This window comes from Streptomyces geranii (genome assembly GCF_002954775.1).
Taxonomy (GTDB): domain Bacteria; phylum Actinomycetota; class Actinomycetes; order Streptomycetales; family Streptomycetaceae; genus Streptomyces; species Streptomyces geranii.
On sequence record NZ_KZ672952.1, the window covers coordinates 211,807 to 229,977 of the forward strand.

Sequence of the window (18,171 nt, forward strand, 5' to 3'; positions counted from 1 at the left end):
ACCATGGAACTGCACAACCCACCCCTGGTGGTCTCCGGCGACTCCCCCCAGGCGCTCGCGGCCGAGGCCGGCCGGCTCCGTGCCGAGGTCGAGGCGGTGCCGGACGAGGCGCTACCGGCCCTGGGACACCGTCTGCTGACAACGGCCCACGCCGAGCACCGCGGCGCGCTCCTCCCCACGGACCGGGCCGGGCTCCTGCGCGGACTCACCGCCCTGGCCCAGGGCCGCCCCGCCCGGGGCGTCCTCACCGGAACCGCCGCCACAGCCGCGCGACCGGTCCTCGTCTTCCCCGGCCAGGGCGCCGTCCGACCCGGCATGGCGACGCAACTCCTCACCTCCTCCCCCGAGTTCAGAGACCGTGCCGAGCACTACGGAAGGGCGCTGTCCGCCCGCCTGGACGGCTGGGACCCGGCCGCCGCGCTCGCCGCCGGAGAGGAACCCACCAGGCTCGGCACCATCCAGCCGGTCCAGTTCGTCCTGTCCTCGGCGCTCGCCGACTCCTGGCGTGCCCACGGACTCGCGGAGGCGGCGGTCGTCGGCCACTCCGTCGGCGAGATCGCCGCCGCCCACGCCTGCGGCGCGCTGGACACCGAGGACGCCACCCGGCTGCTCGTGCTGTACGGCACGGCCCTGACCCGTATCGAGGGCCGGGGCGCCATGGCGTCGGTCGCCGCGTCCGTCGACAAGGTCGGTCCGCTCATCGACCGGTGGAGCGGACGGCTGGGTGTCGCGGCCGTCAACAGCGCCCGGAACGTGACGGTCAGCGGCGACACCGACGCCGTGGAGGAACTCCTCGCGGAGCTGACCGCGCAGGGCGTCTGGGCCTGGCGGGTGCCGGGCATCGACGTCGCCGGCCACTCACCGCAGGTGGACGGCTTACGGGAGCTGATGGCCGGGGAGACGCCGCACGCGCCGTCCGGCCCGTCGCGCGCCGCGTTCTACTCCACCGCCACGGGTACGCGGCTCGACGGCGCGAGCCTGACCGGCGACTACTGGTACCGGTCGATGCGCGGAACCGTCCTGTTCGAGCGGGCCGTCCGCGCACTCGTCGACGACGGCCACCGGCTCTTCATCGAGGTGAGCGCCCACCCCACGCTCACCACCGTCATCGGCGAGACCCTCCGGGCGGCGGGCGTCACCGGTGCGGTCATCCCCACGCTGGACCACCGCAGGAGCGACCGGGAAAGCTTCCTCCAGGCGCTCACCCACGCCTTCGTCAACGGGGTGCCGGTCAGCTGGGAGACGGCATACGGGCGTCTCGTCAGCCGGCCCCAGGTGACGGTGACTCACCCGGACGCGGACTCGGACTCGGAGCAAGCGGAGGCAGCTCAGCAGCCGACTCCCGGCATCGAGCCCACCGGACTTCTCGACACCACCGCCCTGCGCGACGCCTCGCCGGCCGGACAGCGCGACACGCTCGTCGGCCTGATCGCCACGGAGACCGGCAGGGTGCTGGGGCACGGCTTCGCCGCGGGCACCCAGACCTTCCTGGAGATCGGTTTCACCTCGCTCGGAGTGGTCGAACTGATCGCCGGCCTCGCGGCGGCCACCGGCCTCGACCTGCCGACCACCCTCGTCTTCGACCACCCGACCCCGGCGGCGCTCGCCGAGCATCTGCGGTACGAACTCGGTCTCACGTCCGAGGACACGGCGGCCGGAGCGTCGGCGGCCCGCAGCCGTCGAGGTCCGTCGGACGAGCCGATCGCGATCGTCGGCATCGGTTGCCGCTACCCGGGCGGGGTGACCGACCCGGAGTCCCTCTGGGACCTGGTCGCGGCCGGCCGTGACGTGATCGGCGAACACCCCGCCGACCGGGGCTGGGACACGGACGGCCTGTACGACCCCACCCCGGGGGAACTAGGGAGGATCTCCTCCCGCAACGGCGGATTCCTGTACGACGCCGCGGAGTTCGACGCGGGCTTCTTCGGGCTCTCGCCGCGCGAGGCGACCGCGATGGAACCGCAGCAGCGGCTGCTGCTCGAAGTGTCGTGGGAGGCGATCGAGCACGCCGGGATCGACCCCGCCACCCTGCGCGGCACGAGCACCGGGGTCTTCGCCGGGGTGATCGCCCAGGAGTACGGCCCCCGCCTCCACCAGGCCTCGGACGACGTGGCCGGCCATGCCTTCATGGGCACCGCGCTGAGCGTCGCCTCGGGCCGGGTCGCGTACACCCTGGGGCTCGAAGGGCCGGCGATCACCCTCGACACCGCCTGCTCCTCCTCCCTGGTGGCGATCCACCAGGCCTGCCAGGCGCTCCGCGAGAACGACTGCGAACTGGCGCTGGCCGGCGGGGCGACCGTGATGTCCGGCCCCGGTGTCCTCGTCGAGTTCTCCCGGCAGCGGGTCCTCTCCCCCGACGGCCGCTGCAAGGCCTTCTCCGCGTCCGCCGACGGCATCGGTCTCGCCGAGGGCGTCGGCATGGTGGTGCTGGAACGCCTGTCGGACGCCAGGGCCAACGGGCACCCCGTCCTGGCGGTGATCCGGGGCAGCGCGGTCAACCAGGACGGCGCCTCCAACGGCCTGTCCGCGCCGAGCGGTTCCGCGCAGCGGCGGGTCATCCGGCACGCCCTGGCGAACGCCGGGCTGACGCCGCAGGACGTCGACGTGATCGAGGCCCACGGCACCGGAACCCGTCTCGGCGACCCCATCGAGGCCCACGCGCTGCTGGCCACGTACGGCCGCGATCGGCCCGAGGACCGGCCGGTGCTGCTGGGGTCGGTGAAGTCCAACATCGGCCACACGCAGGCCGCCGCGGGCGTGGCGGGCCTGATCAAGCTGGTGATGGCCCTCCGGTACGGGCAACTGCCGCGCAGCATCCACATCGACGCGCCCTCCCCGCACATCGACTGGTCCTCGGGCGCCGTGCGGCTGCTCACCGAGCAGCGGGACTGGCCGGACGCCGACGGCCGTCTCCGGCGTGCCGCCGTGTCCTCCTTCGGGGTCTCCGGCACCAACGGCCATCTGATCCTGGAACAGGCACCCGACCCCGTCGATCCGCCCGCCGAGCGTGGCGCCGACCCGTCCACCGAGGTGATGTGGACCGTCTCGGCGAAGACCGGGACGGCGCTGCGGGAGCAGGCCGCCCGACTGCGCCGTCACCTTCTCGACCGGTCCGGCCTCGCCCCCGTGGACGTGGCGCACGCGCTGGCCACGAGCCGGAGCGGGTTCGCCCACCGGGCCGTGGCCTGGGGCCGCTCTCGCGACGAACTGCTCGACGCGCTGGGCGCGTTGGGCGACCAGCGGGAGCACCCGGGCCTGGTCCAGGGCGTGGTGCCCGCCTCGGGTCCCGGGAAGGTCGTGTTCGTCTTCCCTGGCCAGGGCTCCCAGTGGCCCGGGATGGGCATGGAGCTGTACGACGCGTACCCGGTCCACCGGCAGGCCCTCGACCGGGCCGACGAGGCGCTGCGGCCGTACACGGGCTGGTCGGTCGTGGACGTGCTGCGCGGCACGCCGGGCGCGCCCGGCCTCGACCGGGTCGACGTCGTCCAGCCCGCGCTGTTCGCGGTGATGACGTCGCTCGCCCGTCTCTGGCAGTCCTTCGGTGTCGTCCCGGACGCCGTCGTGGGGCACTCCCAGGGCGAGATCGCCGCCGCCCACATCGCCGGTGCCCTCACCCTGCCCGACGCGGCCCGGCTGGTCGCCCTGCGCGCCCAGGCCCTGGTGGAACTGTCCGGCACCGGCGCCATGGCCACGGTCGGGCTGCCCGCCGACCGGGCCGACGCCCTCCTGGCCGGGTACGGCGGCCGGATCGGCGTCGCCGCCGTGAACAGCCCCGCGTCCACCGTCGTCGCCGGCGACACCGACGCCGTTACCGACCTGCTGCGCCACTGCGAGGCCGAGGGCATACGGGCCCGGCGCATCGACGTCGACTACGCCAGCCACTCCCGGCACATCGACCCCCTCCGCGACGGCCTCCTCGAACGGCTCGCCGACATCACCCCCGGGCCCACCACCGTCGCCTTCCACAGCACGGTCGACGGCCGCCTCCAGGACGGCCCGCTCGACGGCGGCTCACTGGACGCGGCGTACTGGTACGCCAACCTCCGCGACACCGTCCGCCTCACCGACACCCTCCGGTCGCTGGCCGGGCAGGGCCACCGGACCTTCGTGGAGTGCAGCCCGCACCCGGTCCTGGTGCCGCCGATCGAGGAGACCCTCGACACCACCGCGCTCGTCACAGGCACCCTGCACCGCGACCGGCCCCAGACCGGCACCCTCACCGCCGCCAGGGCACGTCTGCACACCCACGGCCACGCCCTGGACGGCGACACCGGGCACCCGACGGCCGGTCATGTCGACCTGCCCACGTACCCCTTCGAGCGCCGCCGCCACTGGCTCACCGCCGCACCGCCGACGGACCCGGCGACCACGGGGCAGCGCGCCTCCGAGCATCCACTGCTCGGTGCGGTGATCGACCTCCCCGACGGCGAGGGGCTGCTGCTGACCGGCCGGGTCGGCCTGGACACCCAGCCCTGGCTCGCCGACCACGCGGCCACCGGGGTCGTCCTCGTCCCCGGCACCGCCTACGTCGACATGGCCCTGCACGCGGCCCGTCTGACGGGCAGCCCCCACATCGCCGAACTGACCCTCCACGCCCCGATGGTGCTGACCGAGCACGACGCCCTGGACCTGCGACTGCGGACCGGACCGGCCGACGAGCACGGCCACCGGGCGCTGACGCTGCACGCCCGCAAGAGCGGTACGGACGAGGCCGACCCGCCCGTCTGGACCCTGCACGCCACCGGCCGACTGACCGAGGAACCGTCCGGGCCGCCCCCCGGGACGGGCCCCGCCTCCTGGCCGCCCGCCGACGCCGACCCGGTCGACCTGGCCGCCCTGCGCGCCGGTCTCGCCACGGCCGGCTACGACTACGGCCCGGCCTTCGGCGGTCTGCGCGCCGTCTGGCGCCGGGGCGAGCGCTTCTACGCCGAGGTCCAGCTGCCCGAGGGCCTGGCGACCACCGGCCATGCCCTGCACCCGGCGCTGCTCGACGCCGCGCTGCACCCCATCGCCGTACCCGACACCGCGGCCGGCCCGGCCGACGGACGGACCGGGCCGAGGCTGCCCTTCACCTTCGCCGGCATCACCCACACCGGGACCCCCACCACCCGGCTGCGCGTCGAACTGCGCCTCGTCAAGCCCGACACCGTCGCCGTGACCGCCACCGACGACACCGGCGCCCCCGTCCTGAGCGTCGAGGCACTCACCCTGCGGGCCACCGCCGGTGACCATCTGCGCCGACTGCTGCGCACCGGCCCCGGGCACGACCTGCTGCGCCTGGAGTGGACCGCGCTGCCCGCCGCCCGGGCCAGCGCCCGCGACACCCGTACCCGGGTGCTGCTCGACCCGGACACCGAACTCGCCGCCGCTCTCGGCGACCTGCCGCACTACGCCGGTCTGTCCGCGCTGACCGCGGCCCTCGACGCGGGCACCGCACCGCCCGGGACCGTCGTCTGGGCGCTGCCCGCACCGGACCCCGCCGACACGAAGGACCTGCCCGAGGCCGTACGCGCCCGGAGTCAAGAGGTCTTGGACTTCCTCCAGGCCTGGCTGGCCCACGACGGGCTCACCGGGACCGTGCTGGCGGTCGTCACCCGGGGCGCCGTCGCCACCGGCACCCACGACCTGCCGAGCCTGGTCCACGGCGCGGCGTGGGGACTGCTGCACAGCGCCCAGAACGAGAACCCCGGCCGGATCGTCCTGATCGACACCGACGGTCACCCCGGCACCCCGGCCGCGCTGGCCTCCGTACTGGCCGCCGGTCACCCGCAGACGGCCGTCCGGGGCGGACAGGCGTACGTCCCCCATCTGGCGCGCACCGCCACGGCCGAGTTGCTTGCCCCGCCCGCCGACACGCCCCTGTGGCGGCTGGACACCACCGGCGGCGGAGGTCTCGACGACCTCTCGCTGCTCCCGGCCCCCGAGGCCGCCGCCCCGCTGCGGCCGGGCCAGGTGCGGGTCGGCGTACGGGTCGCCGGCGTCAACTTCTACGACACCGCAGCCGCCCTCGGTCTCATCGCCGTCCAGCACGACTCCGGGGCCGAGGCGGCCGGTGTCGTCACCGAGGCGGGGCCGGGCGTGGACCTCGCCGTCGGTGATCGGGTGGCAGTCCTGACCGAGAAGGCCTTCGGCCCGGTCGTCGTGGCCGACCACCGGATGGTGACCCGGATCCCCGACGACTGGTCCTTCGCCGAGGCCGCCGGTGTCCCGGTGGCCTTCGTCACCGCGTACCACGCCCTCGTGGACCTCGCCGGAATTCGGCCCGGCGAGACGGTCCTGATCCACGCCGCCGCCGGTGGCGTCGGCCAGGCGGCCACCCAACTGGCCCGGCAGCTGGGCGCGGTGCCCCTCGCCACCGCCCACCCCGACAAGTGGGACACCCTGCGCGGACTCGGCTACGCCGACGAACACATCGCCGGGTCGCGCACGCTCGACTTCGCCGAACGGTTCCGGGACGTCACCGGCGGACGCGGCGTGGACGTCGTACTCAACGCCCTGGCGGGCCCGTTCACCGACGCGTCCCTGGACCTCGTGGCCGCCGGGGGGCGGTTCATCGAGCTGGGCAAGACCGACATCAGGGACGCCGGGGAGCTGGCCGTCAGCCACCCGCACCTCACCTACCGGGCCTTCGACCGGCGGGACAGCGCGAGCCCCGAACGCACCGCGGAGATCCTCGCCGAGCTGCGGCGCCTGTTCGACGGCGGGGTGCTGACGCCGCTGCCGGTCACGGCCTACGGGATCGAGCAGGCCGCCGACGCCTTCCGGCTGATGCGGGACGCGCGCCACACCGGCAAGATCGTGCTCACCCTGCCCCGCCCGCTGGACCCCGACGGCACCGTCCTGATCACCGGCGGCACCGGCACCCTCGGCGGACTGCTCGCCCGGCACCTCGTGACCGCGCACGGCGCCCGCCACCTCCTGCTGGCGAGCCGGAGCGGACCGGACGCGGCCGGAGCCGACCAGTTGGGCGCCGAACTCACCGCACTCGGCGCGCGGGTCAGGATCGCCGCCTGCGACGCCGCCGACCCGGAGGCGCTGCGCGGCCTTCTCGACTCGATACCGGCCGGGCATCCGCTGACCGGCGTGTTCCACACGGCGGGCGTCCTCTCGGACGGCACCGTGCCCAACCTGACCCCGGACGACCTGCACCGGGTGTTCGCCCCGAAGGTCGACGCGGCCTGGCAACTGCACGAGCAGACCCGCCGTCTCGACCTGGCCGCCTTCGTCCTGTACTCCTCGACCGCCGGCACCCTCGGCAACCCCGGTCAGGGCAACTACGCCGCCGCCAACACCTTCCTCGACGCCCTCGCCCGCCACCGGCGCCGCCAGGGCCTCACCGCCACCTCGGTCGCCTGGGGCTGGTGGCAGCCGGTCACCGGCCTCACCGGCGCCCTCACCGACACCGACAACACCCGCATCGCGCGGACCGGCCTGGCGCCCATCACCGCCGAGCACGGCCACGCCCTGCTCGACGCCGCCCTGGAACTGCCGTACCCGGCGGTCGCCGCCACTCCCCTCAACCAGCGGACGCTGCGCGCCAACAGCGACCACGGCACGCTGCACCCCCTGCTGGAGCGGCTGGCCGCCGTGGGCGGTGCCCGCAGGGCGGCCACCGTGTCCGCACCGGCCTCGGATCTGCGGGCGGACCTAGCCGATCTCGGGCCCGACGCCAGGCTGCGGCGGCTGGAGTCCCTCATCGGCACGCACGCGTCCGCCGTCCTCGGCCTCGACGCGGCCACGCCCCTCGCACCGGACCAGCCGTTCAGGGAGTCCGGCTTCGACTCCCTCACGGCGCTGGAGCTGCGCAACCGGCTGGCCACCGCCACCGGGCTCCAACTGCCCGCGACCCTCACCTACGACCATCCGACCCCGGTCTCGCTGGCCGGTCGGCTCGACGGAGACCTCTTCCCCGACTCCGGCGGCGACGGGGCCGAGGCGCCGGAGGACTCCCGGATCCAGGAGGCCATCGCCGCCATCCCGCTCGCGCGCCTGCGCGAACTCGGGCTGCTCGACACCCTCCTGAGGGTCGCGGGCATCGAGACGGACCCCGGCGACGACCACGACAGCGACCAGGAGATCAGGACGGCGAGCCTGGACGAACTCGTCGCGATGGCGTTCTCCGCGGAGGACGCCGAATGACGCCCGGGCCGCAGCACGGACCCGCCGGTGCCCAGCCCTCGGTGAACGACGCGACGGAGACGACCGTGCCCCAGCCCGACCTCGCCGAGGCGCTGCGCCGCAGCCTGCTGTCGAACGAGCAGCTCAGGCGCAGGAACCTCCAACTGGTCGCCGCCGCGCGGGAACCCGTCGCGGTGGTCGCCATGGCGTGCCGGCTGCCCGGCGGTGTCCGGTCGCCCGAGGAGCTGTGGCGGCTGGTGGCCACCGGGACGGACGCGGTCGGGGACTTCCCCGGCGACCGGGGCTGGGACCTCGACCTGTTGACCGACCCGGACGACGGCCGCGCCTGGCAGGGCGGGTTCGTCGAGGACGCGGCCGGTTTCGACGCCGGGTTCTTCGGCATCTCCGACCGGGAGGCGCTGGCGATGGACCCGCAGCAGCGCCTGTTGCTGGAGACCGCGTGGGAGACGGTCGAACGGGCCGGAATCGTCCCGGCGGCACTGCGCGACAGCCGGACCGGTGTCTTCGTCGGCACCGCCGCTCAGGCCTATCTGCCCCCGGTCGACCAGCCCGCCCCGAGTGTCGCCGGGTACCGCCTCCAGGGCGGTCTGACCAGCATCGCGTCCGGCCGTATCGCCTACACGCTGGGCCTGAACGGACCGGCCGTCACCGTGGACACCGCCTGCTCCTCGTCCCTGACCGCCCTGCACCTCGCCGTACGGTCGCTGCGCTCCGGGGAGTGCTCGCTCGCCCTCGCCGGTGGCGCGACGGTCATGGCCACCCCGGAGGTGTTCGTCGAGTTCGGCACGCAGCGGGGGCTCGCCGTGGACGGGCGCTGCAAGGCGTTCGGCGACGGCGCCGACGGCACCGGTTTCGCCGAGGGCGTGGGCCTGCTGCTCCTGGAGCGGCTGTCCGACGCTCGGGCGAACGGCCATCCGGTGCTCGCGGTGATCCGGGGCAGCGCGATCAACCAGGACGGCGCCAGCAACGGCCTGACCGCGCCGAGCGGCCCCGCCCAGGAACAGGTGATCCGGCAGGCGCTCGCCGACGCGGGCGTGGCCGCGTCCGACGTCGACGCGGTGGAGGCGCACGGCACCGGCACCGCGCTGGGCGACCCCATCGAGGCGAACGCCCTGATCAACACGTACGGCAGGGACCGGCCCGCCGACCGGCCCCTGTGGCTCGGCTCGCTGAAGTCCAACATCGGCCACACCCAGGCGGCGGCCGGTGTCGCCGGGGTCATCAAGACGGTCATGGCCCTGCTCCACGGCGAGTTGCCCAGGACGCTCCACGCCGACGTCCCGTCCACCAAGGTCGACTGGTCGAGGGGGTCGGTACGGCTGCTGGACGGCCACCGCGCCTGGCCGGACCCCGGGCGGCCCCGCCGTGCCGGGGTGTCCTCGTTCGGCATCTCGGGCACGAACGCCCACCTCGTACTGGAGGAGGCCACCGGACGGGACGGCCGGAGGGAGGCGGCGGTCGGCCGGGGGCACGGCGAGGCTGGTCCCGGCGCCGGCCGGGGCGAGGGGCGCCACGAGCCCGTACCGGCCGGGACAGCGGGAACGGCAGGAACGGCAGGAACGGCAGGAGATCCGGGAACGGCGGGAGAACCGGGGCCATCGGGAGAACCCGTTCCGGCCCCGGCTCTCCCGATGGCCCTGCCCGGGATCGTGTGGCCGTTGTCCGCCGCCTCGGCCGACGGGCTGCGGGCCCAGGCCGCGCGGCTCTCCAGGCTCGCCTCGGACACCTCGGACGCCGGTCTCGGCGCCGTGGGCCACGCGCTGGCCACCACCCGGGCACATCTCGACCACCGGGCGGTCGTCACCGCCCCGGACCGCGCCGCCCTGCTCGACGCGCTGGACGCCCTGGCGGACGACCGGCCGGCGACGGGCCTCACCCGGGGCGTGCGTGCGGTGACCGGCCGGACCGCGTTCCTGTTCTCCGGCCAGGGCTCCCAGTGGGCAGGCATGGGGCGCGGACTGTACGCCCACTCCCCGGTGTTCGCCGAGGCACTCGACGAGGCCTGCGCCCACCTCGACCCGCACCTGTCACGCCCCCTGCGCGAGGTGATGTTCGCCGAGGAGGAGACGGGTGGGGACAGGACAGGTGGGGAGGAGACGGGCGGGGAGGCCGCTCTGCTCGACCGTACGGACTTCACCCAGGCGGCCCTGTTCGCCCTTGAGGTCGCGCTGTACCGGACCGTCGAACACCTCGGTCTCCGGGCCGACTTCGTCGCCGGTCACTCCATCGGTGAGGTGGCCGCCGCCCATGTCGCCGGGGTCATGTCCCTGACGGACGCGGCCCGGTTCGTGGCCGCGCGCGGCCGACTCATGCGGTCGCTCCCCGACACGGGCGCCATGATCGCGATCGCCGCCGGTGAGGAGGAGATCCTGGCCACGCTGGCCGGTCATGAGGAGCGGGTCTCCGTGGCCGCCGTCAACTCGCCGACCTCGACCGTGATCTCGGGCGACCACGACACCGTCATCGGCATCGCCGAGCGGTGGCGCGACCGAGGCCGCCGTGTGAACCGGCTGCGCGTGAGCCATGCCTTCCACTCGCCGCACGTCGACGCCGTACTCGGCGAACTCGCGGCCGTAGCCTCGGAGTTGAACCTCCGGCCGCCCGCCCTTCCTGTCGTGTCCACCCTCACCGGCACCACCCTGACCTCCGACGAGGCGTGCTCGCCCGACTACTGGGCCCGCCACGCGCGGGGCTCCGTTCGCTTCACGGACGCCGTCGCCCGGTTGCGGACCCAGGGCGCCACGACCTTCCTGGAGATCGGACCGGACGCCGTACTGACCGCGCTGGGGCAGGGGCAGACCGGCCCCGCAGGGGACGCCCGTTCCGGGGCGCCCGACCTCGCGTGGACGCCCACCCTGCGCAGGCGACGCGACGAGGTACGTGTCCTCGGCGCCGCGCTGGCCCGCCTGCACGTCCGGGGAGCCGCACTGGACTGGCCGAAGCTGCTGCCCCGCACTCCCCACACCGATCGGGTGGAGCTGCCCACCTATCCGTTCCAGCACCGGAGTTACTGGCTGCGCACCCCGCCGTCCCGGCAGCGGGTCAGGGCCGACGGCGCGACCCCGCTGACGCATCCCTTCCTCACGGCGGGGCTCGACGTTGCCGGGAGCGGGGAGCGGTTGTTCACCGGCAGTCTGTGCACCGAGACCCATCCCTGGCTGAGCGACCACGTGGTGGGCGGCACGGCGACGATCGCCGGTGCCACGACCGCCGAGATCGTCCTGCACGCCGGGAGCGGGCTCGGACACGGCCGCATCGACGCGCTCTCCCTGCACACGCCCTTGCCGCTGCCCGACCGCGCCGCTGTCGACATCCAGGTGCGGGTCGGCCCGCCCACAGCCGACGGCGGGCGCCCGGCGGACTTCTACTTCCGTCTCCCGGACGACCACACCGACAGCGCCAACAGTGTCGATCCGCTCGCCGACGCGGCGTCGCGGTGGACCCGCCACGCCGGCGGCGTCCTCGCCCCCGCCGACGGCTCCCGCCCCGACTGGCCCGACCTGCGGACCTGGCCGCCGACCGACGCGGAACCCGTCGACCTCGACGCGCTCCACAAACACCTCGCCGACCAGGACGTCACCCTGGGGCCCGCCTTCCAGAGGATCACGGCGGCCTGGCGGCGCGACGACGGCGTGTACGTGGAGGCCGCCCTGCCCGAGGACTCCCCCGAGGCAGGTGCCGGACACGCCCTCCACCCGACCCTGCTCGACGCGGGACTCCAGGCGAGCCTCATCGCGACCCTGCCCGCCGCCGAGGACGAGCGCCGGCCCCGGATGCTCTTCTCCCTCGGCGGCCTGACCCTCCACGACACCAGTGGCGTCACGGCCGTACGCGGCCATCTGTCGACCACGACGGACGCCTCGGCACCCGCCGGTCACAGCCGCCACACGCTCCGGCTGGCCGACGCCAACGGCCGGCCCGTCGCCACCGTGGACTCGCTGGAGCTGAGGCCGGTCGGTACCGGTACGACCGGCCGCGCCCCCCGCCCGTACCACCTGGACTGGCGCGAGTACGTGTCCGACACCAACGCGCCGCAGCGAGGCGTCCGTTGGGTCGTCTCCGAGGAAAACGCGTCCCGGGTGCGGCGCGGTCTCGCGCTCGCCGACACGGACGTGGACGCGCAGGTCTTCGGGGGCGTCCGCGAGGCCCTCGACGCCCTGGAGACCGGTCCGGACCACCATGTGACGGTCCTCGCCCACCTGGGCCGTACCGAGCGCCCCGACGCGGACATCCCGTACGACGTCCATGGCGCCGCCCAGAGCCTTCTCTCCTCCCTCCAGCAGTGGCTGGCCGACGAACGTACCCACGAGCGCAATCTGGTGGTGCTGACCCAGGGCGCGGTCGCCACCGCGGCCGGTGAGGCTGTCCCCGGGCTCGCCCAGTCGCCGGCGTGGGGGCTGCTGCGTACGACGCAGACCGAGCACCCGGGCCGCTTCGTCCTCCTCGACGTCGACGGCCGCGACGAGTCCTGGCGGAGCGTCCCGGCGGCGGTGGCGACCGCGCTCGGCAACGGTGAACCCCAACTGGCGCTGCGACGAGGTGAGTTGAAGGTCCCTCGGCTGGCCAGGGCCGATCTCTCGGCCGCGCTCGCACCCCCGGCAGGACAGCGGGCCTGGCATCTCACCCTCCGCGAACGCCCCACGGGCAGCCTCGACGACCTCGTGCTCGCCCCCTCCCCCGAGTCCGAGGCGGCCCTCTCCGCCGGGCAGGTCCGGGTCGCCGTGCGGGCGGCCGGGGTCAGTTTCCGTGACGTCCTCATCCCGCTGGGCATGTATCCCGGGCCGGGGCGGATCGGCACCGAGTTCTCGGGGGTGGTCGTCGAGGCCGGTCCGGGTGCGGACGGTCTCCGTCCCGGTGACCGGGTGGCGGGGCTGGTCCCGGGCGGGGCCATGGGCACCCTCGTGGTCGCCGACCACCGTGCGCTCGTCCGGATCCCGGCGGGCTGGACGTTCGCCGAGGCCGCCACCGTGCCCGCGGCCTTCGTCACCGCCTGGCAGAGCCTGGTGGACGTCTGCGGTCTCGGGCCCGGCGACACGGTGCTCGTGCACGCCGCCGCCGGAGGGGTCGGCATGGCCGCTGTCCGGATCGCCCGGCACCTCGGCGCGGAGGTCTACGCCACCGCGCATCCCGGCAAGCACGGCACGCTGCGTGCACTCGGTCTCGACGACTCCCGTATCGCCTCCTCGCGGGACGCCGACTTCGAGGGCAGGTTCCGGGCCGCCACCGGGGGTCGTGGCGTCGATGTCGTCCTGCACAGTCTCAGCGGCGAACTCACCGACGCCTCCCTGCGGTTGCTCGCTCCCGGCGGTCGCCTCGTCGACCTGGGCAGGACCGCGCACGGCGGCCCGGACCACCCCGACGAGCGCCGACTGCCGTACGAACTCCGCATCGACCCCGACCATGTCTCCGGCACCCTGGCCCACCTCGCCGGACTGTTCCGCGACGGCACCCTCACCCCGCTGCCCGTCACCGCCCTGGACATCCGCCGGGCACCCGAGGCCCTGCGGCTCATGCGCGACGCGGCCCACACCGGCAAGGTCGTGCTCACGGTTCCCCGCCCCCTCGACCCGGACGGCACCGTCCTCGTCACCGGCGGCACCGGAACCCTCGGTGCCCTCGTCGCCCGGCACCTGGTCACCGAACACGGGGCCCGGCATCTGCTGCTGGCGAGCCGCCGGGGTGCGGACGCCCCCGGTGCCGTGGAACTCCGGGCCGAACTGGCCGCCCTCGGCGCCGAGGTGACGGTCGCCGCCTGCGACACCGCCGACCCCGACGCCCTGGCCGCGCTCCTCGGCACCGTCCCCGGCGAGCATCCGCTGACCGCCGTGGTGCACACCGCCGGGACCGTGGACCCCGGGCCCGTGCGGGAGCTGACCGCCGGTCAACTGGCCGGTGTGCTGCGGCCCAAGGCCGACGCCGCTTGGCAGCTGCACCGGCTCACCCGGCAGCTGGACCTCGCCGCGTTCGTCCTCTACTCCTCGTCGGTGGGCGTCCTCGGGCTCGCCGGGCAGGGCGGTTACGCCGCCGCCAACACCTTCCTCGACGCCCTCGCCGCCCACCGCCGCGCGGACGGGCTGCCGGGGACCTCACTGGCCTGGGGGATGTGGGGAGAACGCTCCGCGATGGGCGAGCGGCTCGGCGCTGACGGCATCCACCAGGTCCTCGGCGCCGGGCTCGCGCCGATCCCGACCGGGGAGGGGCTGGCCCGGTTCGACGCCGCCGTCACGACCGGCGCCGACAGCCACCTCGCGTCGCTGATCCCCGCCCGGCTGCGCCTGGACACGCTCCGGGACCTGGGCCTCGTACCCCTGCTGTCGGACCTGACTGCACCATCGGCGTCCCGGTCGGCGGCGGCGCCCGGTGCGGTCGGGCGGGTCGCGGGGCTGCCGGAGGGCGAACGGCGGCGGTTCCTGCTGGAGTTGGTCACCGATCACGCGGGGGCCGTCCTCAGCCACCCCGACCCCGGGTCCCTCGCCGCCGACACCGGGTTCAGGTCTCTGGGCTTCGACTCCGTGACGTCCGTGGAGATGAGCAACAGGCTGGGCGGGGCGACCGGGCTGAGCCTTCCGGCGACCGCGGTCTTCGACCACCCCACCCCCGGCGCCCTCGCGGACCATCTCGGCGAACTGCTGGCCGACATCGGTGCACCCGTCGCTCCCACGGAGTCTGGGGCCGACCGACGCGAGCAGCCGCAGGGCGTCCTCGGCGCGCTGCTCCGCCAGGCGGTCGCCCAGGGGCGGGTCACGGAGGGCGTGGGCGTCCTGGCTGCTGCGGCGCGGCTGCGGCCGGTGTTCTCCCATCCCCCGCTGCCCGAGCACACGCCCGCCGCGACCTGGCTGCGCCGGGCCGGACGGCCCGTGCTGATCTGCGTGGACTCGTTCATCCCCGCCGCCGCCCACCTCACCTACCAGCGGCTGGCCGTCGCCCTGGAGAGCCGGTACGACATGGCGGCAGTCCAACTGCCAGGCTACCGCGACGGCGAGCCGCTGCCCGACAGCGCCGACGCCGTGGCCGAGGCCGTGGCCACCGCCGTCGAGAAGTGCGCCGGGGGCGAGCCGTTCACGCTGGTCGGGTTCTCCACCGGAGGGCTCGTCGCGCACGCCACGGCCCACCGCCTCGCGGCGCGCGGGATCCGGCCCGAGGCCGTCGTCCTGATCGACACACTGCCGCCGGGCACCCTCACCACGGCAGCGGCGACCGACATCCTGCGCGAGTGGGCCGAGGCGCAGAACGAGTTCTGGTCCCGCGACGACACCGCGCTCACCGCCATGGGCCGGTACCTCGACCTGTTCGGCAACCACTGGACACCGGTCGCCCCGGACACCCCGGTCCATCTCGTCCAGGCGGCCCAGCAGGTGCCCTCCGCGCCCGACGGGGCCTGGGCCCGGCTGTGGGACGGGCTCGCGACACTCACCACCACCCCGGGCAGCCACTTCGGGCTGCTCACCGACCACGTCACCGACACCGCCCGCACCCTCACCGGCCTGCTCGGCTCCGACCGGGCGATCCCGGCCGGCTGAACGACCATCCCCCGGCCTCGGTCCGGACCGCTCTCCGTCCCGAGGTCCCGCTCGGCGATCAACTGGAGGAACTCATGTCAATCTTCTCGGACTTCCAGCAGGTCGCGCTCCGGCAACCGGACGCGCCCGCGCTGGTCGCCCTCGACGACGCCGTGTCGTACGGGACCCTGCTCTCCCTCGCCGACCGGGTCGCCGCCGGGCTGCTGCGGGCCGGGCTGCGCACGGGCGAGCGGGTCGCGGTGCACCTGTCCAACCGGTACGAGCTGGTCTCGGTCTACTACGCCTGTCTGCGGGTCGGCGCGGTGATCGTGCCGGTGAGCCACAAGCTGTCGGCGGGCGAGGTGGATCAGCTGGTCGAGGACAGCGCGCCCCGGTTCTACATCGGCGAGGTTGAGGTCCACGAGCCGTGCGCGGCGGTGATCGAGAAGCGGGAGACGGTCGAGCGCGCGTGGATCCTCGACTCGCCGGGGACCACGACGACCGAGCCGTGGAGCGGCCTCCTCGCGGACTCCCCCTCCCCCACCGACGACGTCGGCCCGGACGAACTCGCCGCCATCTTCTACACGTCGGGGACCACCGGGCGGCCCAAGAGCCTCGTGCTGTCCCAGGCCACCCTGGAAGCAGGCCTGGACCTGACGGCGGCCCAGGGGGTCGGGCACGCCGACGCCACGTACTACATGATCAACCTGATGAACCCGTGGGGCATCCTCGTGCTGCTCACCTCGTTGCGCCGGGGCAGTCCGCTGGCCCTGACGCCGACGAACACCCCGGACGTCATCCTGCGCATGCTGCGCACCCACCGTTTCGGCTGGATCGGCGGGGCGCCGACCACCTTCCGCGCCCTGCTCGCCGAGGCCCGTGCCGCCGCCGAACCGGCGCCCGACCTGACGGGGACGCGGTGTGTGGCTGGCGGCGACGCGTGCCCGATCGAGCTGAGCCGGGACTTCGCGGGGACCTTCGGTGCCTCCCTGACCGGCGTCTACGGCATGACGGAGACCGCCGCGCCCGTGATCGAACAGCCACGCATCGACGCCGTCGACGTGCCGTCCATCGGCTGGCCGCTGCCCGGCGTGGAGGTCCGGGTCGACGCCCCGGAGGGTGAGGAGGAGGGCGAGCTGCTGCTGCGTACCCCGTCCCGGCCCGTGGGGTCGTGGAACGGGTCGGGCGTGGACCTCTTCGACCGTACGGAGTGGCTCGCCAGCGGGGACGTGGTCCGGCGGCGGGAGGACGGCTGTCTGCTGTTCGTGGGCCGCAGGAAGGACCTGATCATGGTCGAGGGCTATCCGATCTCGCCGCTGGAGATCGAGCAGGCGATCGCCGCGCACCCCGATGTCGCGGCGGCCCTCGTCTTCGGCGTACCCGACACCCTCACCGGCGAACGAGCGGTCGCCCTGGTCGAGACGGAGCCGGGGCGCACCGTGGAGCCGGCGGCGCTGCTGGAGCATCTGGCCGGGCGGATCGGCGCGTACAAGCACCCCGGCGAGATCCGTGTCGTCGAGAAACTGCCGGTGCTGCCCAGCGGGAAGCTCGGCCGGCAGCGGCTGGCGGCCGAGTACACGCCGTCGTCCCGGGCGGACACGACGGTCTCCCCGGGCACGTCGGCCCCGTCGGGCTCGTCGGCGAACTCGGACTGAGGGAGGACTGCCCGTCATGAAGTTCGGCTTCGTCATGTTCCCCACCCGGGACGCCATCGCGCCCGGTGATCTCGGTGTCCTTCTGGAGGACCGTGGCTTCGAGTCCCTGTTCGTGCCCGACCACACCCACATCCCGGCGGTCACGCCCGAGAAGGACGATGTCGCGGGCCTCGCGCCGGAGTTCAGGAACGGCATGGATCCGTTCACCGTCCTGGGGGCCCTCGCGCAGGCCACCTCGACCCTGCAGATCGGCACCGCGATCCTGCTGGTCCCGGAGCGCGACCCGATCGTCACCGCCAAGGCGGTCGCGTCGGTGGACGTGCTCTCCGGCGGCCGGATGAACTTCGGGGTGGGGTCCGGCTGGATCAAGCAGGAGTTGCGCAACCACGGCACGAACCCCGACGACCGCTGGCAGGTCATGCGCGAGCGCGTCGAGGCCATGCGGGAGATCTGGACCCACGACATCGCCTCCTACCACGGCGAGTTCGTCGACTTCGCCGACATCACGTCCTGGCCCAAGCCCGTCCGGGCACCCCACCCGCCGGTCCTCGTCGGCGGCAACGGCCCCGGCGTCACCGAGCGCGTCCTCGCGTACGGCGACGAGTGGATCCCCATGGCCCGGACCGGAGTCCTCGACCAGATCGCCGAGTTCAAGAAGACCGCCCGTAAGCCCGGGAGCGACGAGCCGCTGCCCGTCACCCTCTTCGGCGGGGAACTCCGCGATGTCGACGCCTACGAGGCGGTGGGCGTCGACCGTGTCCTGATCTGGGTACGGCCCCTCGACACCGCCCGGATGACGAGAACCGTCGACCGGATCGCGCTCCGCCTCGGCGACCGCCTCCACTGACCCGACCCCTCCCCCAGGAACCACAACCGTC

At 74.5% G+C, this 18,171-nt stretch carries 4 protein-coding genes; all 4 read left to right on the forward strand.

Going from position 1 to position 18,171, the window contains the following annotated elements; genetic code table 11:
- Nucleotides 1-3 precede the first annotated feature (3 nt).
- The 4 genes from CW359_RS00885 to CW359_RS00900 all read left to right on the forward strand — a co-directional run bounded on the left by CW359_RS00885 (nt 4) and on the right by CW359_RS00900 (nt 18,140).
- On the forward strand, nt 4-8,139 hold the full coding sequence (locus tag CW359_RS00885; protein WP_105967721.1) for a type I polyketide synthase: 8,136 nt from the start codon (nt 4-6) through the stop codon (nt 8,137-8,139).
- A complete protein-coding gene (locus CW359_RS00890) occupies nt 8,136-15,659 on the forward strand; it encodes a type I polyketide synthase (RefSeq protein ID WP_105967722.1) in 7,524 nt (2,507 codons plus the stop codon). The genes CW359_RS00885 and CW359_RS00890 overlap by 4 nt, the downstream gene beginning before the upstream one ends.
- A 74-nt stretch (nt 15,660-15,733) precedes the next feature.
- A complete protein-coding gene (locus CW359_RS00895) occupies nt 15,734-17,293 on the forward strand; it encodes a class I adenylate-forming enzyme family protein (protein ID WP_105967723.1) in 1,560 nt (519 codons plus the stop codon).
- Between the two features lie 16 nt (nt 17,294-17,309).
- Entirely contained in the window at nt 17,310-18,140 is an 831-nt protein-coding gene (locus tag CW359_RS00900; protein WP_105967724.1) for an LLM class F420-dependent oxidoreductase, read from the forward strand.
- The last annotated feature ends 31 nt before the right edge of the window (nt 18,141-18,171 follow it).

What these genes read in the sequence shown, in the direction of transcription:
- CW359_RS00885 (WP_105967721.1), top strand. Translation starts at nt 4, where the DNA reads ATGGAACTGCACAACCCACCCCTGGTGGTCTCCGGCGACTCCCCCCAG.
- CW359_RS00890 (WP_105967722.1), top strand. Translation starts at nt 8,136, where the DNA reads ATGACGCCCGGGCCGCAGCACGGACCCGCCGGTGCCCAGCCCTCGGTG.
- CW359_RS00895 (WP_105967723.1), top strand. Translation starts at nt 15,734, where the DNA reads ATGTCAATCTTCTCGGACTTCCAGCAGGTCGCGCTCCGGCAACCGGAC.
- CW359_RS00900 (WP_105967724.1), top strand. Translation starts at nt 17,310, where the DNA reads ATGAAGTTCGGCTTCGTCATGTTCCCCACCCGGGACGCCATCGCGCCC.